Source organism: Paenibacillus oryziterrae (assembly GCF_042610485.1).
Taxonomy (GTDB): domain Bacteria; phylum Bacillota; class Bacilli; order Paenibacillales; family Paenibacillaceae; genus Paenibacillus_AQ.
Map to the genome: position 1 here is coordinate 76,472 of NZ_JBGJZO010000012.1, position 23,509 is coordinate 99,980.

General features: G+C 47.7%; 21 protein-coding genes. 16 read left to right on the plus strand and 5 right to left on the minus strand.

The features are described from left to right. Nucleotides 1-8 precede the first annotated feature (8 nt). The 3 genes from ACAN55_RS14340 to ACAN55_RS14350 all read left to right on the plus strand — a co-directional run bounded on the left by ACAN55_RS14340 (nucleotide 9) and on the right by ACAN55_RS14350 (nucleotide 4,653). Entirely contained in the window at nucleotides 9-1,604 is a 1,596-nt protein-coding gene (locus ACAN55_RS14340; RefSeq protein WP_379133871.1) for a methyl-accepting chemotaxis protein, read from the plus strand. A gap of 56 nt (nucleotides 1,605-1,660) precedes the next feature. Then, nucleotides 1,661-2,722 (plus strand): HD-GYP domain-containing protein, encoded by a 1,062-nt coding sequence (locus tag ACAN55_RS14345; RefSeq protein WP_379133873.1) that lies wholly within the window; start codon nucleotides 1,661-1,663, stop codon nucleotides 2,720-2,722. Between the two features lie 98 nt (nucleotides 2,723-2,820). Further along, complete coding sequence (locus ACAN55_RS14350) at nucleotides 2,821-4,653, plus strand: UbiD family decarboxylase (RefSeq protein ID WP_379134000.1); 1,833 nt, start codon at nucleotides 2,821-2,823, stop codon at nucleotides 4,651-4,653. 72 nt (nucleotides 4,654-4,725) lie between these two features. Here ACAN55_RS14350 and ACAN55_RS14355 read toward each other — a convergent pair whose 3' ends face one another. After that, nucleotides 4,726-5,811, minus strand: coding sequence for a GerAB/ArcD/ProY family transporter (locus ACAN55_RS14355; protein WP_379133875.1), 1,086 nt, complete (start codon nucleotides 5,809-5,811; stop codon nucleotides 4,726-4,728). Nucleotides 5,812-5,928: 117 nt separating this feature from the next. Here ACAN55_RS14355 and ACAN55_RS14360 point away from each other — a divergent pair, with 117 nt between their 5' ends. Together ACAN55_RS14360 and ACAN55_RS14365 are read left to right on the plus strand one after the other, a co-directional pair. Beyond that, complete coding sequence (locus ACAN55_RS14360) at nucleotides 5,929-7,329, plus strand: spore germination protein (protein WP_379133877.1); 1,401 nt, start codon at nucleotides 5,929-5,931, stop codon at nucleotides 7,327-7,329. Nucleotides 7,330-7,367: 38 nt separating this feature from the next. Then, on the plus strand, nucleotides 7,368-8,459 hold the full coding sequence (locus ACAN55_RS14365; RefSeq protein WP_379133880.1) for a Ger(x)C family spore germination protein: 1,092 nt from the start codon (nucleotides 7,368-7,370) through the stop codon (nucleotides 8,457-8,459). Between the two features lie 70 nt (nucleotides 8,460-8,529). Here ACAN55_RS14365 and ACAN55_RS14370 read toward each other — a convergent pair whose 3' ends face one another. Beyond that, nucleotides 8,530-9,507, minus strand: a complete 978-nt coding sequence (locus ACAN55_RS14370) for a Gfo/Idh/MocA family protein (protein ID WP_379133883.1) — start codon at nucleotides 9,505-9,507, stop codon at nucleotides 8,530-8,532. Between the two features lie 195 nt (nucleotides 9,508-9,702). On the opposite strand from ACAN55_RS14370, the gene ACAN55_RS14375 reads away from it, so the two are divergent. The 6 genes from ACAN55_RS14375 (at nucleotide 9,703) to ACAN55_RS14400 (ending at nucleotide 16,782) form a co-directional block, all read left to right on the plus strand. After that, nucleotides 9,703-11,700, plus strand: coding sequence for an ATP-dependent DNA helicase (locus tag ACAN55_RS14375; protein WP_379133886.1), 1,998 nt, complete (start codon nucleotides 9,703-9,705; stop codon nucleotides 11,698-11,700). A gap of 94 nt (nucleotides 11,701-11,794) precedes the next feature. After that, on the plus strand, nucleotides 11,795-13,096 hold the full coding sequence (locus ACAN55_RS14380; RefSeq protein ID WP_379133890.1) for an acyltransferase family protein: 1,302 nt from the start codon (nucleotides 11,795-11,797) through the stop codon (nucleotides 13,094-13,096). A gap of 395 nt (nucleotides 13,097-13,491) precedes the next feature. After that, a complete protein-coding gene (locus ACAN55_RS14385) occupies nucleotides 13,492-13,926 on the plus strand; it encodes an SMI1/KNR4 family protein (RefSeq protein ID WP_379133892.1) in 435 nt (144 codons plus the stop codon). Between the two features lie 12 nt (nucleotides 13,927-13,938). After that, on the plus strand, nucleotides 13,939-14,865 hold the full coding sequence (locus ACAN55_RS14390) for a hypothetical protein (protein WP_379133895.1): 927 nt from the start codon (nucleotides 13,939-13,941) through the stop codon (nucleotides 14,863-14,865). A 61-nt stretch (nucleotides 14,866-14,926) separates the two neighbouring features. Then, nucleotides 14,927-15,850, plus strand: coding sequence for a 1-phosphofructokinase family hexose kinase (locus ACAN55_RS14395; RefSeq protein ID WP_379133898.1), 924 nt, complete (start codon nucleotides 14,927-14,929; stop codon nucleotides 15,848-15,850). A 20-nt stretch (nucleotides 15,851-15,870) separates the two neighbouring features. Continuing rightward, entirely contained in the window at nucleotides 15,871-16,782 is a 912-nt protein-coding gene (locus ACAN55_RS14400) for a GNAT family N-acetyltransferase (RefSeq protein WP_379133901.1), read from the plus strand. A gap of 80 nt (nucleotides 16,783-16,862) precedes the next feature. Here the strand turns inward: ACAN55_RS14400 and ACAN55_RS14405 are convergent, their stop codons facing one another. Then, nucleotides 16,863-17,765: a haloalkane dehalogenase gene (locus ACAN55_RS14405; RefSeq protein WP_379133904.1), complete on the minus strand. Its 903-nt coding sequence runs from the start codon at nucleotides 17,763-17,765 to the stop codon at nucleotides 16,863-16,865. 50 nt (nucleotides 17,766-17,815) lie between these two features. Then, nucleotides 17,816-18,526 carry a winged helix DNA-binding protein gene (locus ACAN55_RS14410; protein WP_379133906.1) on the minus strand — a complete coding sequence of 237 codons (711 nt, stop codon included), beginning with the start codon at nucleotides 18,524-18,526 and terminating at the stop codon, nucleotides 17,816-17,818. Between the two features lie 149 nt (nucleotides 18,527-18,675). Here ACAN55_RS14410 and ACAN55_RS14415 point away from each other — a divergent pair, with 149 nt between their 5' ends. After that, on the plus strand, nucleotides 18,676-19,296 hold the full coding sequence (locus ACAN55_RS14415; protein ID WP_379133908.1) for an NAD(P)H-dependent oxidoreductase: 621 nt from the start codon (nucleotides 18,676-18,678) through the stop codon (nucleotides 19,294-19,296). Between the two features lie 86 nt (nucleotides 19,297-19,382). On the opposite strand, the gene ACAN55_RS14420 is transcribed toward ACAN55_RS14415, so the two are convergent. Continuing rightward, the gene (locus ACAN55_RS14420; protein WP_379133910.1) at nucleotides 19,383-19,811 is read right to left on the minus strand and encodes a VOC family protein; all 429 of its coding nucleotides are present in this window, start codon (nucleotides 19,809-19,811) and stop codon (nucleotides 19,383-19,385) included. A gap of 244 nt (nucleotides 19,812-20,055) precedes the next feature. Here ACAN55_RS14420 and ACAN55_RS14425 point away from each other — a divergent pair, with 244 nt between their 5' ends. The 4 genes from ACAN55_RS14425 (at nucleotide 20,056) to ACAN55_RS14440 (ending at nucleotide 23,397) form a co-directional block, all read left to right on the plus strand. After that, nucleotides 20,056-21,363 (plus strand): APC family permease, encoded by a 1,308-nt coding sequence (locus tag ACAN55_RS14425; protein ID WP_379133913.1) that lies wholly within the window; start codon nucleotides 20,056-20,058, stop codon nucleotides 21,361-21,363. Between the two features lie 24 nt (nucleotides 21,364-21,387). Continuing rightward, complete coding sequence (comJ, locus tag ACAN55_RS14430; protein WP_379133915.1) at nucleotides 21,388-21,873, plus strand: competence protein ComJ; 486 nt, start codon at nucleotides 21,388-21,390, stop codon at nucleotides 21,871-21,873. An 85-nt stretch (nucleotides 21,874-21,958) separates the two neighbouring features. Then, nucleotides 21,959-22,381: a VOC family protein gene (locus ACAN55_RS14435; protein WP_379133918.1), complete on the plus strand. Its 423-nt coding sequence runs from the start codon at nucleotides 21,959-21,961 to the stop codon at nucleotides 22,379-22,381. A 98-nt stretch (nucleotides 22,382-22,479) separates the two neighbouring features. After that, nucleotides 22,480-23,397, plus strand: a complete 918-nt coding sequence (locus ACAN55_RS14440) for a LysR family transcriptional regulator (protein ID WP_379133921.1) — start codon at nucleotides 22,480-22,482, stop codon at nucleotides 23,395-23,397. The last annotated feature ends 112 nt before the right edge of the window (nucleotides 23,398-23,509 follow it).

The window sequence follows — 23,509 nt, forward strand, 5'->3', positions numbered from 1 at the left end:
GCAAAAGGATGAAGCGGCGAAGAGTAGGGATTACAGGAAAAATATCGATCTTGTCAATTGTTCTAGTCCTATTCAGTGTTGTGTCAATTATGACTGCTGGCTATTTTGTTAATTACCAGCAGATCGAGAAAGCGGCAGGGGAAGAACTGGTAGGCTGTGCCAGCATAACCACCGGTTTAATTGAAAGCAGTCAGCTACAGCAACTGATACAAGGGAATACTGAAGTTTTTCCAGGGCTTCAGGCCAAGATAGACAGCATTGTTGATCACAAGTCTATTTTTCTGGATGCCGCTATTATTGCCGCTGATGGTACAATTCTAGTTCCCGATAAACGAATGCAGAACAGCGGTATCAATAAAGGGGATATCCTGCCCGTTTCCGATAAGCTTCTTCAGGAGATGATAAAGAGCGGACATCCGATGTATTCTTCTATTTATAGCTTCAACGGACTGGAGAGGAAGGCTGGCTACGCTCCCCTGTATACAACAGACTCCCAAATTGGCGCTTTTATGGTGGTAGAGTTTGATGCTGAGATTATTACCAAACGGACGAAGGATATGCTTGCCGTTACCTTCAAGATTGGTGGCATTTTTCCTATTTTGGCGGGACTGGCCGGATGGCTGCTGGCCAGACGGCTGACGAAGCCGATACATGATTTAACACAACTAATGAAAAAGGTAGCCTCTGGTGATTTGTCGGTAGTTATTGAGACGACCACCAGAAAGGACGAGCTTGGAGGGCTATGGGAGTCTTACCGTCACCTGGTTTCAGGGCTGTCTGAAGATATCCGTGAAATATCCAGCCATTCCGATGTGCTAGATTCACATACCAGACAAATTAACAAGTCATTTGAGTTATTGACACTCGGGGCACGTGAACAGTTTCAGGGTGTGCAGATGGTTGCTGGTCAGATGCTTCTGTTGGAGCAGGGAATCCAAGAGGTTGTCGGCTTAGCTTCTATGGCGGGCGCTTCTTCAGAGGAAGCAGTACTTGCTGGAAAACAGGGGGGGATCGTTGTGTCTGAAGCGAGAAGAAGCATGCTCAATATTCGTTCAACAACGGATGAGCTATCTCGCAAAACCACGGCCATTTCTGAAATGGTCTCAGTCATCGATGATATCTCGCGTCAGACCAATCTGCTGGCATTAAATGCGGCAATCGAAGCCGCCAGAGCGGGAGAGGCGGGTGAAGGATTCGCCGTAGTCTCGAAGGAAATCCAGAAGCTGGCCGATCAAACTTCAACGTCAACTAAGGTGATCCGCCAATTGATAGATGAAGTGAATAAATATATGAGGGATGCGGAGAAAGCAGTCTACACAGGTGTTGATCAAAACACAGAGACCGAGCTTGCCTTACAGCGTATCCTCCAGGCGATTGGCGAAATGGAGACGCGCATTGCCGGCATTCTGCAGTCTACCGATGAACAGGAAGTCCAGACGAATGAGGCTTTAATATCTGTGAAGGAAATTGCTGTGTATGCCGAAGAAAGTCAAAGTCATGTATCAGAGATGTCCGGATTGGTAGATCACCTTACGCACATGTCTAAGAGCTTGAAGCAAATGTCAGACAAGTTCACCATTACCCGGGAAGTGAGTAAGGAGTAATCTCTCAATCCATTAGCTGTAATTTGAAGAGTATACTTAGGAGGTGGTCTAATCTTATGAATAAAGATAACCTCAAGCCAACCATTATGCTTGTTGATGACCAGTGGCTCCAGATACAGATGATGTCGGACATCCTGAAGGCGTACCAATTAGATAATATATGCTATACCTTGGATCCGAGGGAAGCAGTGAAGGTATTTTTGGACAACCGTCCTGATGTTGTGCTCCTAGATCTTCACATGCCCTATCTGAACGGGTTTGAGGTGGCCCAGCAGCTGCAGGCGGTTACCAATAAGGATGAATTGTTTATCGTGATGTTCACGAGTGATTCTGATCAGGCCAACCGGATCCAGGCGCTGCAGCACGGAGTTAAGGATTTCATTACTAAACCCTTTGACCCGCTGGAAGTGACGCTGCGGATAAGGAATCTGCTGGAGACCAAGGCGTTATACCGGCAGGTTAAAGAGCAAGTGGATGTTCTTGATAAAAGAGTCCGGGAGAAGACCCAAGTTCTTGAAGAAAGCTATCTGGATCTCTTGAACAGGCTTGGAGTTGCGGCTAAGTATAAGGATTATGAAACGGGGATGCATATTAACCGGATCAGTCATTATGCACGCGCCTTAGGTGAGGCTGCAGGACTTAGCAGAGTGGAATGCGAAATGCTGTATCATGCCAGTGCGCTGCATGATATCGGGAAGATCGGAATACCTGATCATATTCTGCTCAAAAAAGGCCCTTTAACAACGGAAGAGCGTACTACTATGAAGAATCATTCTCTTATCGGAGCTTCCATATTAAGCAGCAGCTCATCCAAGGTCATACAAATGGCCGAAATCATCGCTCTTTCGCATCACGAAAGATGGGACGGCCAGGGATATCCTGAAGGGATTTCAGGAGAGGAAATCTCCATTTATGCCAGAATCACTGCTTTGTGTGATGTCTTTGATGCGCTAGTCTCTGAGAGACCCTATAAGCGCGCCTGGTCCTTTGAGGAGGCGGCCCGGACGATTCAGGCTGAACGGGGAACCCATTTTGATCCCCGATTAACCGACTTGTTCCTGCAGATCGCACCTGATTTATATGCCGGTTTCAGAGAAGAAATGGAAGGAATGCTTTGAGTCATAAACACATCATGCTTGCCGTGATGTGTTTTTTGGTATTATGTCGTAAACTGATGATATACGAAATTGATTATTCAGCAGATTGGAGCCATACCATGACCTATCGTAATTTGGAAGAATGCATTATCGATTTGGAGAAGCACGGGCATCTGATCCGTATTCATGAAGAGGTTGATCCTGAACTGGAGATGGCAGCGATCCATTTGAAAGTATTCGAGGCCGGAGGGCCGGCCTTATGTTTCGAGAATGTGAAGGGTTCTAAGTTCCGGGCGGTATCCAATTTGTTCGGAACCGTGGAGCGCAGCAAATTTATCTTCCGGCATACCTGGGCTTCGGCACAAAATGTGATTGCTCTCCGTAATGATCCCGTGAAGGCGCTCAAGAATCCTTTTAAATATATCGGAACCGGACTTGCAGCAAGAAGAGCGTTGCCGCTGAAGCAGTTGGGCGGTCTGCCTGCAGGATTTCGGGAGATACAAATCTCCGAGCTTCCGTTGATCAAGCACTGGAAGGAAGATGGGGGTGCTTTTGTCACCTTGCCCCAAGTCTACAGCGAGGATCCGGACAAGCCGGGTATTATGAATTCCAATCTGGGTATGTACCGGATACAGCTCAGCGGCAATGAATATGAATTGAACCGGGAGGTCGGGGTTCATTATCAGATTCACCGCGGCATCGGAATTCATCAGGACAAGGCCAATAAGCTGGGGAAACCGCTTAAGGTGAGTATATTCATCGGCGGTCCTCCGGCTCATACCTTATCGGCTATTATGCCACTGCCGGAAGGCCTCAGCGAGCTTACCTTCGCGGGCCTTTTGTCCGGGCGTCATTTCCGCTACAGCTACGTGGACGGGTACTGTATCAGTAATGATGCAGATTTCGTCATCACCGGTGACATTCACCCTGGGGACACCAAACCGGAAGGTCCCTTCGGTGATCATTTGGGGTACTACAGTCTCACACATCCATTTCCGGTTATGAAGGTGCACAAAGTCTATGCCAAGAAAGACGGCATCTTTCCATTCACAGTGGTTGGACGGCCGCCGCAAGAGGATACTGCCTTCGGAGCCCTTATTCATGAGCTGACCGGAGGAGCAATCCGGCAAGAAATTCCCGGAGTACAAGAGGTGCATGCCGTCGATGCTGCAGGTGTGCATCCTTTACTCTTTGCGGTAGGCAGCGAACGCTACACCCCATATCAACAGGTGAAGCAGCCTGCGGAGATTCTGACGATCGCGAATCGGATACTTGGGACGGGACAACTCAGTCTGGCCAAGTATCTGTTCATTACGGCGGCAGAAGACCGTCCTGTGAATACACATGATATTCAGGACTTCTTGGGTTATATTCTGGAGCGGATTGATCTGCAGCGGGATATTCATTTCCAGACGAATACAACCATTGATACGCTGGATTACTCCGGAACTGGCATAAATACCGGAAGCAAGGTTATATTCGCTGCGGTCGGAGAAGTGAAGAGAGAGTTATGTACGGAAGTGCCGGTTGTGTTCAGTGGTGTCCCTGGATTTAATCAGGCTAAGCTGATCATGCCGGGAATCGTGGCTCTTCAAGGTCCTGCTTTCACAAGTTATCCCGATGCTCAGGAGGAGATCGCGGAGCTCTGCGCTTCACTAGGACAAAAGGGTCGGCTTACTGCTTGTCCGGTCATCATTCTTTGCGATGACAGTACCTTTATGAGCGAGGCTCTGGATAACTTCCTCTGGGCTGCCTTCACCCGAAGTAATCCTTCACATGATATTTACGGAGTGAACAGCCGCACCGAGTACAAGCATTGGGGCTGCGACAATGTAATAATTGACGCCCGGGTGAAGCCGCATCAGGCACCTCCGCTGATCCCAGATTCAACCGTTGAGAAGAATATTGAACGGATATTTGCCGAAGGGGGAAGTCTTGGCGGGATAAAGTAAGATTGATTTCACATAAAACAAGGGCATTCTGAGGCCGCATTGACGGTCTTCGGAATGCCCTTGTTTGCAGTTTCAGCCCCGTGCAGCGGCCATCTTTGTTTTTCTAAAATAAAAGACTGTATAGAGAATAAGCGGTATCACGAGGAAATTAACCAGCTGGATGTACAGCAGATAATTGAGAATTGCGAACATATCAAATAAGTTTTTAGAGAAAATATAGGAGAAGATGATGGTTAGCGCACTAACATAGTATTCTTTATACCTTATTTTAAGCCCGGAGAGCCGTACCAGCTCCATCAGCGCGAAGAAACACACGATATACCGGATGAACCAGCCCGCCACAACCTGAAGCATAACGAACAATTCACCTGCCTCAAGAAAACCGAATGCGCTGATAATCTGGGTCTGAGTAAGCTTAGGGAAGAGCAGATTCTCAGCCCGATCAGGGCCAAAGGTTGTAATTACTCCAAAGATAGAGAAAATGTGCATCTGTACGACAAATATCAGAGCAATCATACTGTACAAACGCACTCTGGATTTATTGCGGACACTGTCCAGATAAGGAATAAAGATTGTGATGCAGCTAAGTGCCCCTAGTATCTTTAGGGTGGCAAATAGTAAACCGGGTGTTATGCCGTGCTCAAGAATGGGATAGATGTACTTTATTTCTTTATACTTCTGTGTCAGTGCAGCGAGCAGCATGCCCGAGAGACTAATGAACACTATGACAATAACAGTGGTGATGGTTACAGAGGCAATACCCTTTTTGACCACATAAATCGTGGAAATTGCAGTGACGGCAATAAAAGTCCATACGGGAGTGAACTGCTGGAACCCTGCGTGCATGACACTGGCCTCGGCCCCGGCGCTCTCAAATATAGTTAATAGAATGGTAAGCACAAAAAGTAATGAAAATACAGCACCCATGGGTTTCCCGACAGATTTGGAGTAAATCTCTAGAAGATTATAACTCTTGGTTTTTTTATTGATGGTCAAAATAATCCATAAGTATACAAGGATGCATAAGGAAGCAACAATCATTGCAATCCAGGTGTCCCTGCCGCCCATCTTGATGAATGTAGAGGGAAACGTCTTCAGTGTTACAACTCCCAGACTGGTGATAATAAAAAATATATATTTTGAATTGATGCTCGCCATACTAGTGCCTCCATTTTCCGAAGAAACAGTTTATGTCGCCAGTATTGGCAATATATTGGAATGTTATTCCGGAATTTTGGCATACTACTTAAAAATTGAGGAAGGTGGCGAGGACTCATGACCGTAAAAGCAGCTGATATCTCTAATAAGTTAAAGGGCTGTTACGATCTGGTTATGAGAGAAATTCGTATGGACCGGCATACGATCACCCTTTTCTATATTGAGACCATCTGTGATGCAAGTTACATCAGTCAATATATCATTGAGCCCTTATCTCAATTGAAGCAGGATGTTACCGATAAAGAGGAGATTAGACGTACAATATATGCCGCAAACATTGGTGAAGTCCAAGATGTTGCTTCGGCGATGTCGCATATTCTATCCGGTGATCCCCTGCTGATCATTGAGGCTATCGGGTATACGGCTTATTTTGACGCCAGGAAAATAGAAACGCGGCCAGTGGAGAAATCGTTGTTCGACTCTTCGCTGGTAGGCTCCAATGAAAGCTTCAATGAGCTTCTGGCGAACAACGTCAGTTTGATCCGGAAACGAATGGCTACAGAGACGCTTAAGGTGGAGAGCCATGTGCTGGGCAAAGAATCGAAGACGCAGGCGGTACTGCTCTATATCGAAGGTACAGCCCCCGATGATCTCGTGTCACAGGTGCGTAACAGGCTTATGGAGATGCAGAACGAATTTGTTCTGAACACTCAATATGTGGCGGAATCCTTGAGCCCCAACAATTCATTATTTGATACAACAGGATATACAGAGAAGCCGGATACGGTGGTCTCCAGGCTGTTTGAGGGCAGAATCTCTATTCTTGTGAACGGCACCCCGTTTGCACTTACTGCACCGTTCTTCTTTTTTGAGAATCTGCAGGCTCCGGATGATTATGCTACCAACATGATATTTGCTTCTCTGCTGCGCATAATTAGATTCTTATCAGCAATGATGGCACTGTTGCTGCCGGGATTTTATGTGGCCCTGACCACACATCATTTCTCCCTGATCCCGTCGGCTTTTGTGTTCAAGCTGGCGGTATCCCGTTCAGGTGTACCTTTTCCAACCGTGGTTGAGGTGGTTCTGATGTTTATGTTCTTTGAACTTTCGAGGGAAGCCGGTCGGCGGCTGCCGCATCAGGTCGGACAGGCACTCAGTATTGTTGGCGCGCTGATACTGGGCGACGCGGCTGTTGGGGCAGGGCTGGCGTCGCAGGCAACTGTTGTCGTTACAGGAATTTATGCCATCACATCATTTATTAACCCTAGATTAACTGCGGCGGTGTCTGTATGGGCGCTGTTCTCTATTATCATATCCTCCTTTTTTGGCTTGCATGGATTCTATCTGGGATTTATTATCCTGATCTCCCATTTGGCTGCGCTGAGATCATGTGACTTCCCATACTTGTTCCCGCTGGGTACCGAGAAGTCGTTCCGGGCAGCTAATTATGATGTGCTGTCAAGGGGGCCTCTGAACAAAGTATCTAAACCTTTTATATCCCGAGGTAAAAGATGATGAAGCCTATTAAAAAGATAAGATTTACTTCGCTGTTATTGTTGATTCAGGTATTTCTGTTAACCTCGTGCATGGGCTACAGGGACCTCGATAAAATGGTTTTTGTTACCTCGATCCTGATTGATAAGGATGAGGACGACCAACTGGTATTCTATTTTGAGACTTTGAATTCTACCCGCAGCTCCACCAAGGAAGCCAATAAGGAGCAAAGAATTGTATATAAGATTATCACTGAGAATGCCGGAGATGCCTTAAACAGACTGGAGACCCATACCAGTTCACCTGTCACCTTGTCTCATAATAAAGTTATTTTATTCACCGAAAAATTTGCCCGTAGCGGTATTGACCAGGCGTTTGAGCTGTTTGACCGATGGCAGGAGTCCAACAAACGCACCCTTGTGGGGGTTTTTCTGGGAAAGACAGAATGTTTCGTTACTCCGAGTCATCAGGAAGAGTCGATCACAGGTCTGTATCTCTATGAAATGCTGGGCAGCAAGGAATCCGTGACCTCTTACGGCGTCAAGATCAATATTAAGGAATTCATGAACCAGAAATACATTGGCGACAAGGTAAACTCCGTGCCTCTACTGAATGTTTCTAAAGATAAGGAGGCGCAGAAACAGTATTATGTGGACGGCCTCGGGCTAATTAAGGAATATACACTAATCGGAACGGTCGATAGCGACCATACTATATTTTTTAACTTTCTGCTGGATAATGCGGTATCAGGGAATATCAATACCGTTAATCCGAATGATGAGACGAAGACAGTCTCTGTGATGCTGAAGAGTAATTCGTTTGATTCCAAATTAGACTATAGGAATGAACGATTAAAGGTGACGATTACGTTGAAATTAAATACGGATTTATCTGCCGTGCAAGGTAGGCTTAAACTTAACGAAGAGAACATTAAGAAGCTGGAGCGTTCACTGGCAGAGAAAGTTGAGGATAACTGTCTGGAGTTGTTTCAGGAATGGAAGGATAAAAAAACGGATATTTTTGATATTCAGGAGAAATTCGAAAGAAAATATCCACGTGTGCACAATGATAATATCATAGAGGATACTGACTTAGAGATGAACGTTGAGATGGAAATCAGCGGTACCACTACGGTAAGAGATGCAGAGTAGGGGGCTGATGTAATTGGTTCAAAATAAAGCCGGAGCCTTCACATGTAGATGAGCTCCGGCTGGTGCAGGGTCAACCTTGGTAATAGTTGCGAATCAGGGTTTCCATCACCCGGGTTGTCCGCATGGCGGTTTCACCGGTACTAAAGGCATTGCCTTTGCCGAGCAACTCATTCGTTACGGACTGAATCAGCGGCTGCTGGATATGTTCCGGATGTTCAATGAACTCTGCATGCTCTCCATCCGCTGTCCGCAGCATAATTGGTTTTTCGGAAAAAGTAGAAAAGGTTATGCTGCCCTTTGTGCCGACAATTTCCGTGGATTCTTCATTGGTGAATGCATTGAAGCACCACATTCCAGTTCCATGAACACCCGATTCAAAGAGGAAACGGCCTGACACCGTATCTTCTGCCAGATAAGGACTACCGAGGTTGGAAGCATGTCCTTCGGCGTCCTTGATTGGACCCAGCAGATCGTCCAGAAGATCCAGGGTGTGGCTTCCGAGGTCAAGGAACAAGCCGCCTCCGGAAATTGCCGGATTTACTCGCCAATAGTCTTGCTTAACCTCTGTTATAGGTTTTGACATGTGGAGAGTACGGACGAAACGAATATCTCCGATGGCTCCGCTATTCAGCCATTCCTTCACTTTGCGGAAGCGGGGGAGGCCCCTGCGGTAATAAGCTACATATAGCGGAACCCCAGCTTCTCTGCAGGCGGTTAACATGAGTTCACATTCGCGGCTGTTCATAGCCATCGGCTTCTCTACATAAACGGGCTTGCCTGCTTTGGCTGCAGCCAGAGTGTATTCCATATGCGTAGAGGGAGGGGTGGCCACATATATTGCATCCACCTCAGGATCGGCAATCAGTGACTCCACCCGGTCATACCAGCGGGGGACGCCATGTCTTAAGGCGTAATCCGCCGCAAGTGCCCCATTCCTGCGCATGACAGCGGTTACCTGAGAGCCTTCGGCTTTCTGCAAAGCAGGTCCGCTTTTCTTCTCCGTCACGCTGCCGCATCCGATCATTCCCCAGCGTATCGTTTCACGCATTATCCATCCTCCTTCAATCGATTTTCTTCGTTTATAGTAGCATTTAGCCGGAGGAAATAGCCAGAATAAATACGGTCTAGCCCCTCCCTTAGCTCTAGCATTTCAGGTGTTGGATATTTTTATTATTGTGGAATTATTCTCTGTATGAGATAATTAATCTTTTCGATGTCTGATTACATTATGGAGGTAGGTTCGTTGAAGAAGCGGTATCCTTTTGAATATGATCCTGCCAGGCCTTTTATAGAGCAAGTAGGCGAATGGGTTGGGGATGTGTTCTATGAAATTCTCCCCGAAGCGGGTTTTGAAGTGCGTGATGAGCAGATTTATATGGCTTACCAGCTGGAACGGGCCTTTGCGGAGAAGAAGACGATTTTTGCCGAGGCTGGCGTGGGCACGGGTAAAACTCTGGTGTACCTGCTGTATAGCATTTGTTATGCGCGGTACACCGGCAAACCTGTGGTCATTGCATGTGCTGATGAATCGCTAATTGAACAGCTTGTCAAAGCCGAGGGCGATATTGCTAAGCTCTCCCGGCATCTGGACATGAACATCGACGCCAGGCTTGCCAAGTCCCCGGATAACTACTTATGCCTGAAGAAGCTGGATCAGTCCCGCAGCCGGGACGACGGCAGTCTGCCGCTGGACGAATTATACGGGAGTCTTCCGGATTTCGTGAGTTCCTATAAGGCGATGCAGCAGTTTCATGAATACGGTGACCGCAAGGATTATCCAGACTTGAACGATGAGCAGTGGGGCCGGATCAACTGGGATACGTTCCAGGATTGTTTTACATGCGATATGCGCCACCGCTGCGGTCAAACCCTGTCGCGTGACTATTACCGGAAAGCCGGTGATCTCGTCATCTGCTCTCATGACTATTACATGGAGCATGTATGGACGTTTGAAGCACGTAAGCGTGAAGGGCAAATCCCTTTGCTTCCGGAGCACAGCGCAGTAGTATTTGACGAAGGGCATCTGCTAGAGAGTGCAGCGATGAAAGCACTGGGCTATAAGATGAAGCATACGGTCTTTGAAGAAGTCATCAGCCGCCTGCTGCAGAACGAAATCCGTGAGGAACTTGCGGTGCTGATCGACGAAGCAATCATGCAGAGTGAGGTTATGTTTGAGCATATCCGGCGCCAGTGCCGCCGGATTCCCGGTTCAGACCGGATGAGCATTGAGCTTGATGCACCGCTGCTTCGTGAAGTACACCGGCTGCGCAGTATCACAGCCGCCATTGAAGAAGAACTGGTATTCGAAGGTGCACTGTATACGCTGGATGACTACCAGCTGCGTATTGTGGAAGAGCGTCTGGAGATGATGGAGATTGCACTTAAACTGTTCGAGGATTCTGGAGCGCTAATCTGTTGGGCTTCGGAGGACAGTGACGGTCTGACCTTATCCGTCATGCCGCGGAACGTTAAACAGGTGCTTCAGGAAGGGCTATTCATCCGCAAAATGCCGGTTGTCTTCTCTTCAGCTACGTTGTCGGTAGATAAATCTTTCCGCTATCTGAAAGACAGTCTGGGAGTTCAGGATGAAATATCGTTCTCAGTGGACTCCCCTTATGATTATGAGAACCAGATGCAGGTCTATGTGCCGGAGCCGCTTACCGGTGATTTCTCCGAGAAGATGGATATCACCATGCGGCTTATTGCAGAGACCGGCGGAAGGGCGCTGGTGCTGTTCCGAACCCGTGAGGAGCTGCTGCAGTTTAAACAGCAATGCGGACTGAGAGCGGAATGCAGCGGGTATTCGTTCCTGTATGAGGGAGATGGCGAGATCAGTCATTTAATCTCAACATTCCAGCAGGATGAGCAGAGCGTGCTCTGTGCCGTCACTCTATGGGAGGGACTGGATATTCCAGGTCCATCGCTGTCGAATGTGATTATCTGGTCCTTGCCGTATCCTCCGCTTGATCCAGTCTTCATGGCCAAACGCAGCGAAACGGCCTCTCCGTTTGAAGAAGTGGATCTGCCTTACATGCTGCTGCGCCTTAAGCAGGGGATGGGACGACTTGTCCGGTCTTCAGGAGACCGGGGGATTGTCACGGTGCTCGCAGAAGAAGATGGCCAGCATCCGGTTGAAGACTATATTTCCTCTGTATTGCCGGGAAGTATCCGCCTGCAGAGGCTTACTGGACAGGCGGTGTGCGCCAGTCGAACTGGAGCAGCAGAACTACACAATAATTAACATTTTGAGCAGCAGGTTGCCGATTAATCGGCAACCTGCTGCTCTTTTTTGCTGAATAATGAAATCAAAGAAGGATTTTCCTGTAATTTATTGAATGATAGGAGTAAGAAGTCCATTCGGAAAAGAGGAAAATGAGCTGATGTCAAAGACTCGGTTAGGCAATACCCCATTGACAGGAGCGGATGGCGTTCGTGCGATCGCTTGCTTGTCCGTCATCCTGCATCATGTGTCACAGCGTCTGGCGATGCCCGCGCAAAAGCCTTGGCTTCAAGAAGTGCAGTCGGTTGCCTTGCTTGGGAACAGCGGGGTCAGTTTGTTTTTCGTGTTAAGCGGATTTTTGTTATCTATCCCCTTTTGGAGATCTTATCTGGAGAATGAGGCATATCCGAGTATCCGAACATATGCAGTGCGCCGCGCTGCAAGAATTATGCCCGGCTTCTATGTTTCGTTCTTGGTTTGTCTGTTGCTCGTATGGAGGCTGGATATTCCTACGGAGTTCTTATGGCGGCGAATCCTAACGGGGTTCACGTTTACGACGGGCTTCCACTATACCACGTTTTTTCCGTCCGAATTGAATGGGCCGTTCTGGTCGATCAGCTTCGAGGTATTTTGCTACATCCTTATGCCTTTGTTTATGGCTATATTGTTTATGCTCAGCAAGCGGCGTTCGTTCGGAAGAGCGATCTCATTCTGGGTCATCGCGTTCGGATTGATGCTTGTCGCCAACTCGCTTGTACACCATTGGTTCACGCCAAGTGAGAATGGCCGGGGCTGGGATTACGGTCTGATTGGCGGTGCAAAATACTGGATGCCGAATTACAATCCGATCGGATTCTTCGGCCACTTCACCATCGGTATCGTGGCGGCGGGCATAACAATCGCGATTATGCAGCGCGGCGCCGCAATGGAGCGACTGCGCAAGCTCGGGTTGTTCGACGCAGCCGGGGCAGCCGCCTTGGTGCTTGCAGGGTTGCTGATCTGGCGCATGCGCCATCAAGGGGAATTTGACTTCAGCCTCCAGTATCAACCGTACTACTTCCCCGCTTACGCCATTTTGTTCGGAGTCGTGTTGTTGTCGGCACCGTTTAGCTTGGTGGTAGGACGCTTACTGGATAACCGCTTTTTCCGATTTACGGCGAAAGTTTCGTTCGGCCTGTATATTTGGCATTATTTGTTTATTACGTTAATCGAAAAGTACGGCATTAAGGATTACCACTATTTCGGGATAACTGACGTGTGGCGGTGGCTGGGCATCACGGTATCCGTCGTCGCAATTTCGTATGTGGCAGCGACAATCTCCTATTATGTCGTAGAGCAACCGTTCATCAATTGGTCGAAGGGCAAGCCGTTCTTTCGGCACAAACGGGCGGATACACACTCGGGTAAAGCCGCATAGGTTATTATTCAATAGCGGATTTGGCAGCCCGCACCCACGAAAGGGGTGTTCGGCAATCTTTATCAAAAAGGAGGCAAACACTTAGACATGACTCTAAGCGTTTGCCTCCTTTTTTCAGGGTTTTAAATCATGAACCATCATCTGGAGCAGCGAAATACGAATCATAAATTGGCTTACGGTGTTCAATCATCAACTTTCTCCGTGCAGCAGATGAGCTTTATCACTTCCAGATCGCTCCATGGATGAGAGCTATTTGCGTATTGGTTAAGGAGCTAGAGTCACCGGAATTATAAGCAGAATGGTACTGGAAAGTTCCTTATATTCAACTATAGCTACTTATGATAGTCTTGGAATGGGTATATTATCCAATACGGGCGTCAGGAAGGATAACGGACATGTGGAAAAATGACATCAGAAATATCGCAGAGCGATTTTTGTTTAATGAACCGGCTTCTGCAAAAGAGATCGAGGAGATTAAGAGTAGATTCAATATACAGGATATGGATGAATTGCGAAGTTTTTTGGAAGAAACAGATGGTGTGAACGATGAAATGAATTGCCACTTTGTCTGGCCGGCAAGCCGGATTATAGAGGAAAATTCAGAACAAAGAAGCAACGAGATTTGCAAAGAGATCTATATGCCTTTTGATAGTCTATTGTTTGTTGCTGATGCAGGTAATGGTGATCTATTCGGGTATTCTATTATCAATGGCTCCATACAAAAAGATGATATTTATACCTGGAGTCACGAAGATGATAGCCGCACCTGGGTTGCTCCTTCTTTATTGAAATTTATTGAATGGTGGAACGATGGAACAATCACACTCTAGGAGGAATTCAGAATGTCAGTTGCCGTAAATGCAGATTTCGAAGGGATCAGACGCTGGATCTACCGGAATGCCCGGCCCTTGGATTTAGCGAGATGGAAGTACCATTGTGAGTCTGGGAGTCCTGAAGCAGTGGTCGAGGCATTATCTGCGTATCAGAATCAAGACGGGGGATTCGGCCATGCCTTGGAGGCGGACTCCTGGAATCCGGCATCAACTCCCATCCAAACTACTACGGCGATCGAGAAGCTGTTAGAGATCCATTTCGAGGATAAGCTTCATCCCTTGGTCCAAGGGATTTTGAAGTATTTAGACAGCGGTGCCGATGTTGTGGAGGGAAGATGGCTCAACACTGTGCTTTCCAACAACGATTACCCCCATGCACCATGGTGGCATACGGATTCCGACAGCACAGCCCGCTCGGAGTACAATCCCAGTGCGATCATTGCCGGCTTCATCCTGAAATTTGCCGACAGAAGCACTCCGCTGTATGCAAGGGGATTGGAAGTGGCTCAAGAGCTGGCAGAACGTTTCATGTCTAATTCTGTGCTTGAAATGCATCCGCTTAAATGCTTCGTTACGCTGCTTGAACTGATTCCGCAAGCGGGGCTGCAGAATGAATTTCCCTACAGTGAACTTCAGGAGGCTGCCGTACGGCAGGCCGGCATGCTGATTGTGCGTGATGCTCAGAACTGGGAAGGATACGGCTGCAGGCCATCGGCCTTTGTTCATTCGCCAGCCAGTCCCTTTTATACCGGAAATGAGATTTTGTTGGAACAAGAACTTGAATATTTATCCAGTAGCAAAAACGAAGCCGGGGTATGGAATATTACCTGGAGCTGGGCTGCTTATGAGAAGCAGTTCGCGATCAGTGAGAATTGGTGGAAAGCCGAAGTGGCTATTAACAATGTACGCTTACTGCGTGCTTTTGGGCGAATATAAGTGACAGTAATCATGCATTGTAATACTGTGAGAATTTGTTCAGGACAAAGGAGAGGTATTCATGATTGTGACGTTAACTGTTAACCCCAGCGTCGATGCCAGTACCAGCATTGGGCAGGTTGTTCCCGATCATAAGCTGCGGTGCCGTGAAGCTTCCTATAAACCAGGGGGCGGAGGAGTCAATGTATCGCGTGCTATACATAGGCTGGGGGGAGACTCACTGGCCCTATATACATCCGGCGGCCTGCATGGGCAATTGCTCCATCAAATGCTGGAGAAGGAAGGGGTTCGTCATGAGCCTATTCCGATTCAGGGGCAGACCCGCGAGAATCTGATTGTTCTCGACGAATCTACGAAGCAGCAGTTCAGATTCGATATGCCGGGGCCTTCTTTTATTGAGAGTGACTGGGAGCAATGTCTGGAACAATTGAGTGCTCTGACGGTCCAGCCTACATACATTGTAGCCAGCGGCAGCCTCCCTCCAGGATGTCCGGTGGATTTCTATGCCAGGGTCGTAAAGGTGGCTGCAAAGTGGGGAGCACGGGTTATCGTGGACACCTCGGGTGAAGCGCTGCAGCAGGCTGCGGATGCCGGGGTATATTTACTGAAGCCCAACTCACGTGAGCTGGAAGAATTGACTGGCACTACAATTAATGATCATGAAGGTGTGAAGCAGGCAGCCTTGAAGCTGATTGAGGACGGCCGGACGGAAGTAGTGGTCGCTTCATTGGGATCTGAAGGAGCACTGCTGATTACCAAAGAAGGAACAGAGTTTATTGAAGCCCCAAAGGTTAACGCGGTCAGTGTAGTGGGTGCGGGAGACAGTCTTGTTGCCGGAGTGGTGTTCAGCTTGGAGTCGGGCAGACCGCTGCGAAGTGCTGTGTCCTTCGGAGTTGCTGCCGGGGCGGCTGCAGTGATGAATCCGGAACGTGAGTTATGTAAACGAGAGGATACAGAGAGGCTATTTGCAAGCATGGAAATATAGTCAAAGGATGTGGCACAGCTATGAAAGCGGAGGCTTTAGATAAGGCAAGAATCGCCGCATTTGTGGCCTATTGCCAAAAACATAAATCCGAAATCGATGATTCTTTTCTATATGATGAGGACTTAAAAGCTTTTGAGCCGGATGCGGAGAATCCTACTTATATCGTCTGCAACGGAAATGGAGAGATCATCGCTGCGGCTTCACTGATTATAAATGATTATTACAGAAGGGGGCGGCAAGCCCGCCTGAGAATATTTCATTCGGAAATCGACGATATCACGATCTTTGCTGTCCTGCTGGAGAAGCTTGTGCAACATACAGAAGGCCTAGATAAAATGTTGATGTTTATTCCGGCAATCAACAAGAAACTCGCGGAGTTCATTACTGCGGTGAAGTTTGAGGTGGAGCGTTACTCCTACCTTCTGGTGTGTGAAACCGGTGAAGCCGCTGCTCCTGTTCTCCCGGAAGATTATGAGCTTAAAGCATTTGTTCCCGGACGGGACGAGGCAATCTGGTGTGCGGTGCGCAATAAGGGGTTTGCGAAGCTGCGAGGAAGTGAAACGCCGGTAACTCCTGAGATGGTTAGTGAAATGGTTGCTGAGGAAGATTACATCGAAGGCGGCATGCAGATTCTTTATCACCAGGATAAGCCCGTTGGTATTGTCCGTGGAGCGGATGATGATTATGAAGATTCTCCGATTATGAATATCGGTCCGCTTGCACTCATTCCAGAATACCAGGGGCAGGGGCTTGGCAAAGCTCTTTTAAGAGCCGCTCTGCATTTTGCCCGTGAACACGGATACAACAAGACGATTCTTTGCGTCAATGCGGAGAACGAGCAAGCGAAAGCCTTGTATCTAAATGAAGGTTTTGTGCAGACTGAGGCCGCGGCATGCTACCGGTATGATCTGAAGTATGAATTAACGGAATAAATGCAAAAGGGATAGAATCGTGAAGGATTTCTTCGCGGATCTGTCCCTTTTTTGCAAAAATTCTCCTCCGTTTCTTTGACCTACTGAATCTGCCGGAACCAGCGCAGCATTTCTTGACCAACAGCATGCGGGTTCTCTTCCGTCAAATGGTGAAACCCCGTGCCAATCGGAACAAGCGTTAGATTCTGCAAGTGAGTACGGCACCATTCCAACTGCGGTTCGCGGACATTACAGCCGGGTGTGGCATAGATCAGCAGTTTGGGAATGAGCGATGCTGTTAACCATTCATTGCGTTTCAGCACAGCCTGCTTCACTTCATCTGGCTTCCCTTCAATCGGAATCTGGTTCGGGAACTTCCACATGGGACGTCTGGTGTCCGGATTCATGAAGGGTTCACGGTACATGTCGAGTTCTTCGGCGGTGATCTGCCGGTTTATGATCGTGTGAGTCATTCCTTCGATAAAGATGCTGTGGTCACGCATGAAAGGCCAGCCCAGTTCCGGATCACGAAGCTTCTGAAAAAGCTCAACGGCTTCCTGCGGAGAGAATCCTGACCAATCTGCACTTGGCACAAGAGCTTGTGGCTCCAGCAGCACAATTCCCTTAATCTTCTCCGGATATTTCGCGGCATAATGCAGTCCAAGCGCCGCCCCCCAGTCATGCCCTACGAGAGTCACCTTCTCAAGCTCAAGATGCTCAATAAATTGGCTAATGTAATCGGCATGCTCCAGGAAGGTATAGTCAATAGCTGGCTTGTCCGACCGGCCCATTCCAATATTATCTACTGCGATGGTGCGGACATCATCTCCGAAATACGGAAGGATGTTCCGCCACGTGTAGGACCAGGTCGGGTTCCCATGCAGGAATAGAACCGGATCCCCTGAGCCTTGATCGATATAATGAAGCTTATGACTGTTTACGGTAAGATAGCGGGACTCGAAGGGGAAGTCATTGCGTATGAGCCGTGGATCAAGATTAGACATGCTGCACACTCCTTTGGATGAATACTTATGTGCCTTTTTATTGCAGGAATCTATCTGTCATAATCCGTAAAAAACACATCGGCAAGAATGGATTTGGCCTTCTTCAAATCGCGTGAATTAAGCTGCATTAACATCGACGTAATCTCGTTTAAGTCTGATGCTGCAGAGGTGGAACTAGTATTTCCTTTCGAGACAGAACCTTCATCCGGCAGAGCTTCTTCCCCAGCCTTTTCCGGGTAGACCCACGAAGTATTAAGCGTGTCCTTCATTGAACGTACGAGAAACTGAAGTTCCTCTGAAGTATATCGGATCAGGAACTGCCGGATCCCCTTGTCCATTTGGCGGTGAAGCGCCTGATGCAGAATGAAAATTTCTTTGCCAAGCGGAGTAGTGCTGAAGAGCACTTCTTTTTTGTTGTCCTGCAAATTTTCGGTGCGGAGGATATCCTTCTCGACCAGCTTTCGGGTGATTTTAGATACACTGCCTTTGGGGATTCCGAACTGCTTCGAAATTGTGATCCCGTTAACTGGCTCAAGGTGTCCGACGGCATCAATGACATGCAGCATCATTACGGTCAAATCCTCCAGAAGCTTTATAATGACGGGATTCCCACAGTGTTCCATCAGCCACTGCCGCTCTTCATCATCTTCGTTCTGAAATTTCTTGATCATTTGCTGGACGGTGTCCATCAGCTCCCGGGTGAGCATCTCATGGACAGGGTCGATTATTGTATCCACTGGCTGTTCTGAAGGCTGATTCATCTTGGTCAATCTCCTTTGTGATTTCTGCCTTTAGTATATCAATTTTATGGTTTCGCGGAAACTATATTGACGGGAAAAGAAGATAATGTTATATTGTTTCCGAGAAACATTAATTATATACGGGAAACTAAAGAAAGGGGCAATATTTAATGAATGTTGTCATCATTTTTGATCATCCCTATGGAGCGGCGGCATCCGAGAATGTGCCGCACCGTAGAAGTTATTCTGCCGCCTTACTAGCAGCAGTAACGAAAGGTCTGACTGCGGCGGGTCACCTTATCGATCTTATAGACCTGCATGCCGACGGTTTTAATCCAGTTCTTTCGGGTGAAGAGCTTGCCGCATGGCGGCAGAAGAAGAGTCTTGATCCGCTGGTGGCGGATTATCAGCGCCGTCTCCTCGCAGCGGATCATATTATTTTTGTATTCCCCATCTGGTGGGAGTCCATGCCGGCGCTTACCAAAGGCTTTATCGATAAAGTGTTTGTGAAGGGGATTATTATGGATGAACCTAAACCGGGGCGGCCTTTCGTCAGTTTGATTCCGAATCTGAAAGGGGTATCTCTGCTAACCGTGATGAGTACACCGAGTATGATCTACCGCTGGTTTTTTGGCGGACCTGTTACGAAGATGCTGTTCCGCGGAACCTTCCGCAAGATGGGTGTACACAAGCTGCGCTGGTACAATTACGCGGGCATGGAAAGACGCAGCCCGCAGCAGCGTACGCAGCTTCTGGAGAAGACAGAGCAGCGGTTTGCACGGCTGGTATAATCAGACATTTGGTCAAAGAAAAAGGATAAGGAGTGCGCCGTTGCCGGGGTTCCTTATCCTTTTGTATTTTATTTGATGTGGGAAAGCTACATTGACGACTGTTCACCCTCGTGGCTGAATTGCCATTCAATCCCGAATTTGTCCGTTAACGAGCCGTAACATTTGCTCCAGAAGGTCTCCTGAAGTTCCTGGCCAACCTTGCCGTCTTTACTCAGTTTTTTAAAGAAGGCTTTTAGCTCATCCTCATTTGAACTCATGTACGTCAGATTAACGTTATTGCCAATCGTGAACTTCATGCCGGGAAAAACATCTGAGAACATGATCGGGCTGCCGGCAACGATGAGCTGTGAGTGCATGACCAAATGCTTGGCTTCATCCGGAAGCGGGTAGTCAGGACTTGATGGTCCTTCACCAAAGGTCATAATAATAGGCTTCTCTGTTTCAAACACTTCGGCATAATACTCCACAGCTTCGCGGCAATTCCCGTTAAAATTCAAATATGCATTTACAGGCATTGGTTACACCCCTAAGGTAGAATTATAAGGCACGTTTAACGTGACTCACAGGTGAATTGTAGCATTTAGTATCACAAAAGCAAACTTTTTGCAGAGTTGCGTCGAAAATCAAATAACTTGCCGAAAAAGTTATTTTTTTCACAAATACCATTGAAACCTGACATCATTATAACTTATAATTATGCAATGCTTTAACGCATCAGAGGCAGATAATATTAACCACAGGAAGGGTCATGAGTCATTTATGCAAAAGAATTCACTCAACAAATCGGTAACTTTTACTCAAGCACTGGCACTCGTTGTTGGTGTGATCATTGGATCAGGGATTTTTCTGAAACCGGCTATCGTTCTAAGTAATGCGGGTACACCTTGGATGAGTATTCTCGCCTGGGTGGTCGGCGGTATCATTACACTGGCTTCCGCACTCACTGTAGCAGAAATTGCCGCAGCTATTCCAAAATCAGGCGGATTGTATACTTATCTTAGCGAGCTTTATGGAGGAGTATACGGGTATTTGCTGGGCTGGGTACAAGCTGTCATTTCTTATCCGGCGTCGGTAGCAGCGCTGGCCATTGCCTTTGCGACCTATTCCGGCTACTTTCTACCCATGAACGGAATTCAGGAGAAGCTGCTGGCTGTAGCGATTCTGATCTTTATCTTTCTTATGAATGCCCTATCGACACGCTACGGCGGGGTGATCCAGACTCTGGCGACGGTTGGCAAGCTTATTCCGGTGGTGGGAATTGTGGCTTTCGGACTGTTCTCAGATTTGGCGCCCGGTTTCAGCGGTGTACATGTTGCGGTGTCCGGAGCAGGCTTTGGTGTCGCGATTCTCGGCACATTATGGGCATACGACGGCTGGATCGGGGTTACCAATATGGCAGGAGAAATGAAGGATCCGGCCAAAACGCTTCCTAAAGTCATTTCAATCGGTGTTCTGTTTGTCATTGTAGTATATGTGTTGTTTAATGTAGCCATCTTTCAGGCACTGCCTTATAAAGCTATTGTATCCTCCAAGACACCCGGAGCGGATGCAGCAGAAGCGCTCTTCGGCAGTGGCGGCGGTGCGTTTATTACTGCAGGGATTATCGTATCGGTGCTTGGTGCACTGAACGGTTATCTGATGACGGCAGCCCGGGTTCCTCAGGCGATGGGAGAGAAGGGTGAAATTCCTTTTTCCCAAGCCATGAAGAAGATACATCCGAAATTCCAGACACCGGCTAACGCACTGCTGTTCCAGAGCCTGCTGGCTATCGTGTATATTTTCTCCGGAACCTTTGATACACTTACTGATTTGCTCGTGTTCGTATTATGGATTTTCTTCACTATGGGAGTATTTGGAATTTTTATCTTACGTAAAAGAATGCCGATGGAGAAAGGCCGTTACCGTGTTCCGCTTTATCCGGTTACTCCGATTATAGGTGTTGTCGGGGGCCTTTATATCCTGGGCAGCACTATAATTAATGATCCGACGCGTTCACTAATCGGTATTGCTATTACACTCGCCGGTCTTCCGATTTATTGGTATATGAACAAGAACAAAACGAAGTAATCTCTGGAGAAGGGAGCACACGGGATGGATATGCAGCAGCGGAGCCAGGAGATTGAACTCGCTATTTCGCACAGCCAGATTCAAGTGCGGTCCCGCGATTACAACGAGGATTATTGTCAGTGGGGCGATACGAATATCGCACAGGGAGTCATTATCCAGCCTGGTTATATTACTTTTGATCCGCTCGTGGAGGAAGCTTTCGGGGCCTCGGTGAAGCTTAGTGTCTGTGAGGCCTTTCAAGCTGATTCACGCGCGGAGCGGCGGATGGTTGTTCCGTTTGAGGTGATTGACTCCGGGAAGCTGGAATTATTGTCAGTCCCTATGCATGCGGCAATTGAACTCCCTTTAGTGGAAGGTACTTACGAACTGTATTTTGAAATTTGCCAGGAGAATGAAGTTTATTACAGAATTACCTTTGTTCCTGCCAAGGGGGAATTCGAGGCCAGAACCCTATTGAATGACGAATGGGGCGGGGTAGAAGGTGAACCACTTCAGGAAGGCTATATATGATGATGTTGATTTCCCGGGGAATGAATTGGATTAGATTGACAAGCTGAACGGCAGCATGATAATTTAAATTTGAGGTGATCCGTCAATGGGATTTCAAGCCAATCAGATTTTTGTTAATTTGCCGGTCAAGCATTTACAGCGGTCGATTGATTTCTTTACTGTGTTAGGTTTTGAATTTAATTCGCAATTCACCGATGAGAACGCAACATGTATGATTATTGGCGAGAACATATTCGCTATGCTGCTGGTCGAACCGTTCTTTAAGACATTCACTGCCAAGGATATCGCCGATGCAACCCGGACAACGGAGGTTCTTGTAGCCTTGTCGGTGGACAGCAGGGAGAAGGTGGATGATCTTGTCCAAAAGGCTCTGTCAGCAGGAGGTAAACCATCCAATCCTCCCGTGGACCATGGTTTTATGTACCAATGGAGCTTTCAGGATGTGGACGGCCACATGTGGGAACTGCTCTACATGGACGAAAGTGCAGTTCAGCAGGAGCAGGGATAACTTCAATTTTTCAGAATACCGGCATGACTCATATAACATGAACCAAAAGACGCTTGGACTTCCAAGCGTCTTTTTCTGAATAAGGAGGGCTTCAGGGGATGACATTGCAGCAATTGAAATATGTACTCGAAGTAGCGGCCCGCGGGTCGATGAATGAAGCAGCCAAACGGTTATTCGTCTCTCAGCCCAGCCTCTCGAATGCGATACGGGATCTGGAAGAGGAGACGCATATTACTATTTTTGAGCGTACGAATAAGGGGATAACATTGACGCTCGCGGGTGCCGAATTTCTGGGTTATGCCAAACAGGTGGTAGAGCAGGCGGAACTGCTGGAGAACCGGTATCTGAATTCCGGACCGTCCCCGCAGCATTTTTCTGTGTCTACCCAGCATTATGCCTTCGCGGTCAATGCCTTTGTGGAGCTGGTGCGTGAGCACGGGCAAGAACAATACGAGCTGGCGCTGCGGGAGACTAAAACCTATGAAATTATCGAGGATGTCAAAAGCCTGCGCAGCGAGATTGGTATCCTGTATCTGAACGAGTTCAATAGTAAGGTCATCAACAAGCTGCTGAATGCTGCAGGGTTGCAGTTCACCGGATTATTCCATGCGAAACCTCATATTTTTATCAGCAGCAAAAACCCTCTGGCCCGACAATCCATCGTCACGATCGAGGAGCTCCGGCATTATCCGTATCTGTCCTTTGAGCAGGGGGAATATAACTCCTTTCATTTCTCCGAAGAAATTCTGAGTACGTTATCCCATGATAAAAGTATCCGTGTGAACGACAGAGCGACCCTGTTCAATCTGCTCATCGGGTTAAATGGCTACACCATCTCCACAGGAGTGCTCAGCAAGGATTTGAACGGCAACGAGATCATTCCCGTACCGCTGGATTGCGATGAGACGATTCATGTAGGCTGGATTTGTCATAAGAATATCGCACTCTCCAAGCTGGCAGCAGCTTATATTGAAGCTCTTGAACGGGCGATTCCCGAAGCTTCCGTATGGATGTAAGTTTACGTTCCTCATACAAAACTGTGCGTAACAGTTAATATCCTTTCTCTATAATTTAGGTAGTTGGCAGAATGTGCCTATTAATTAAATGCCTGATAACGGGGGATGATTT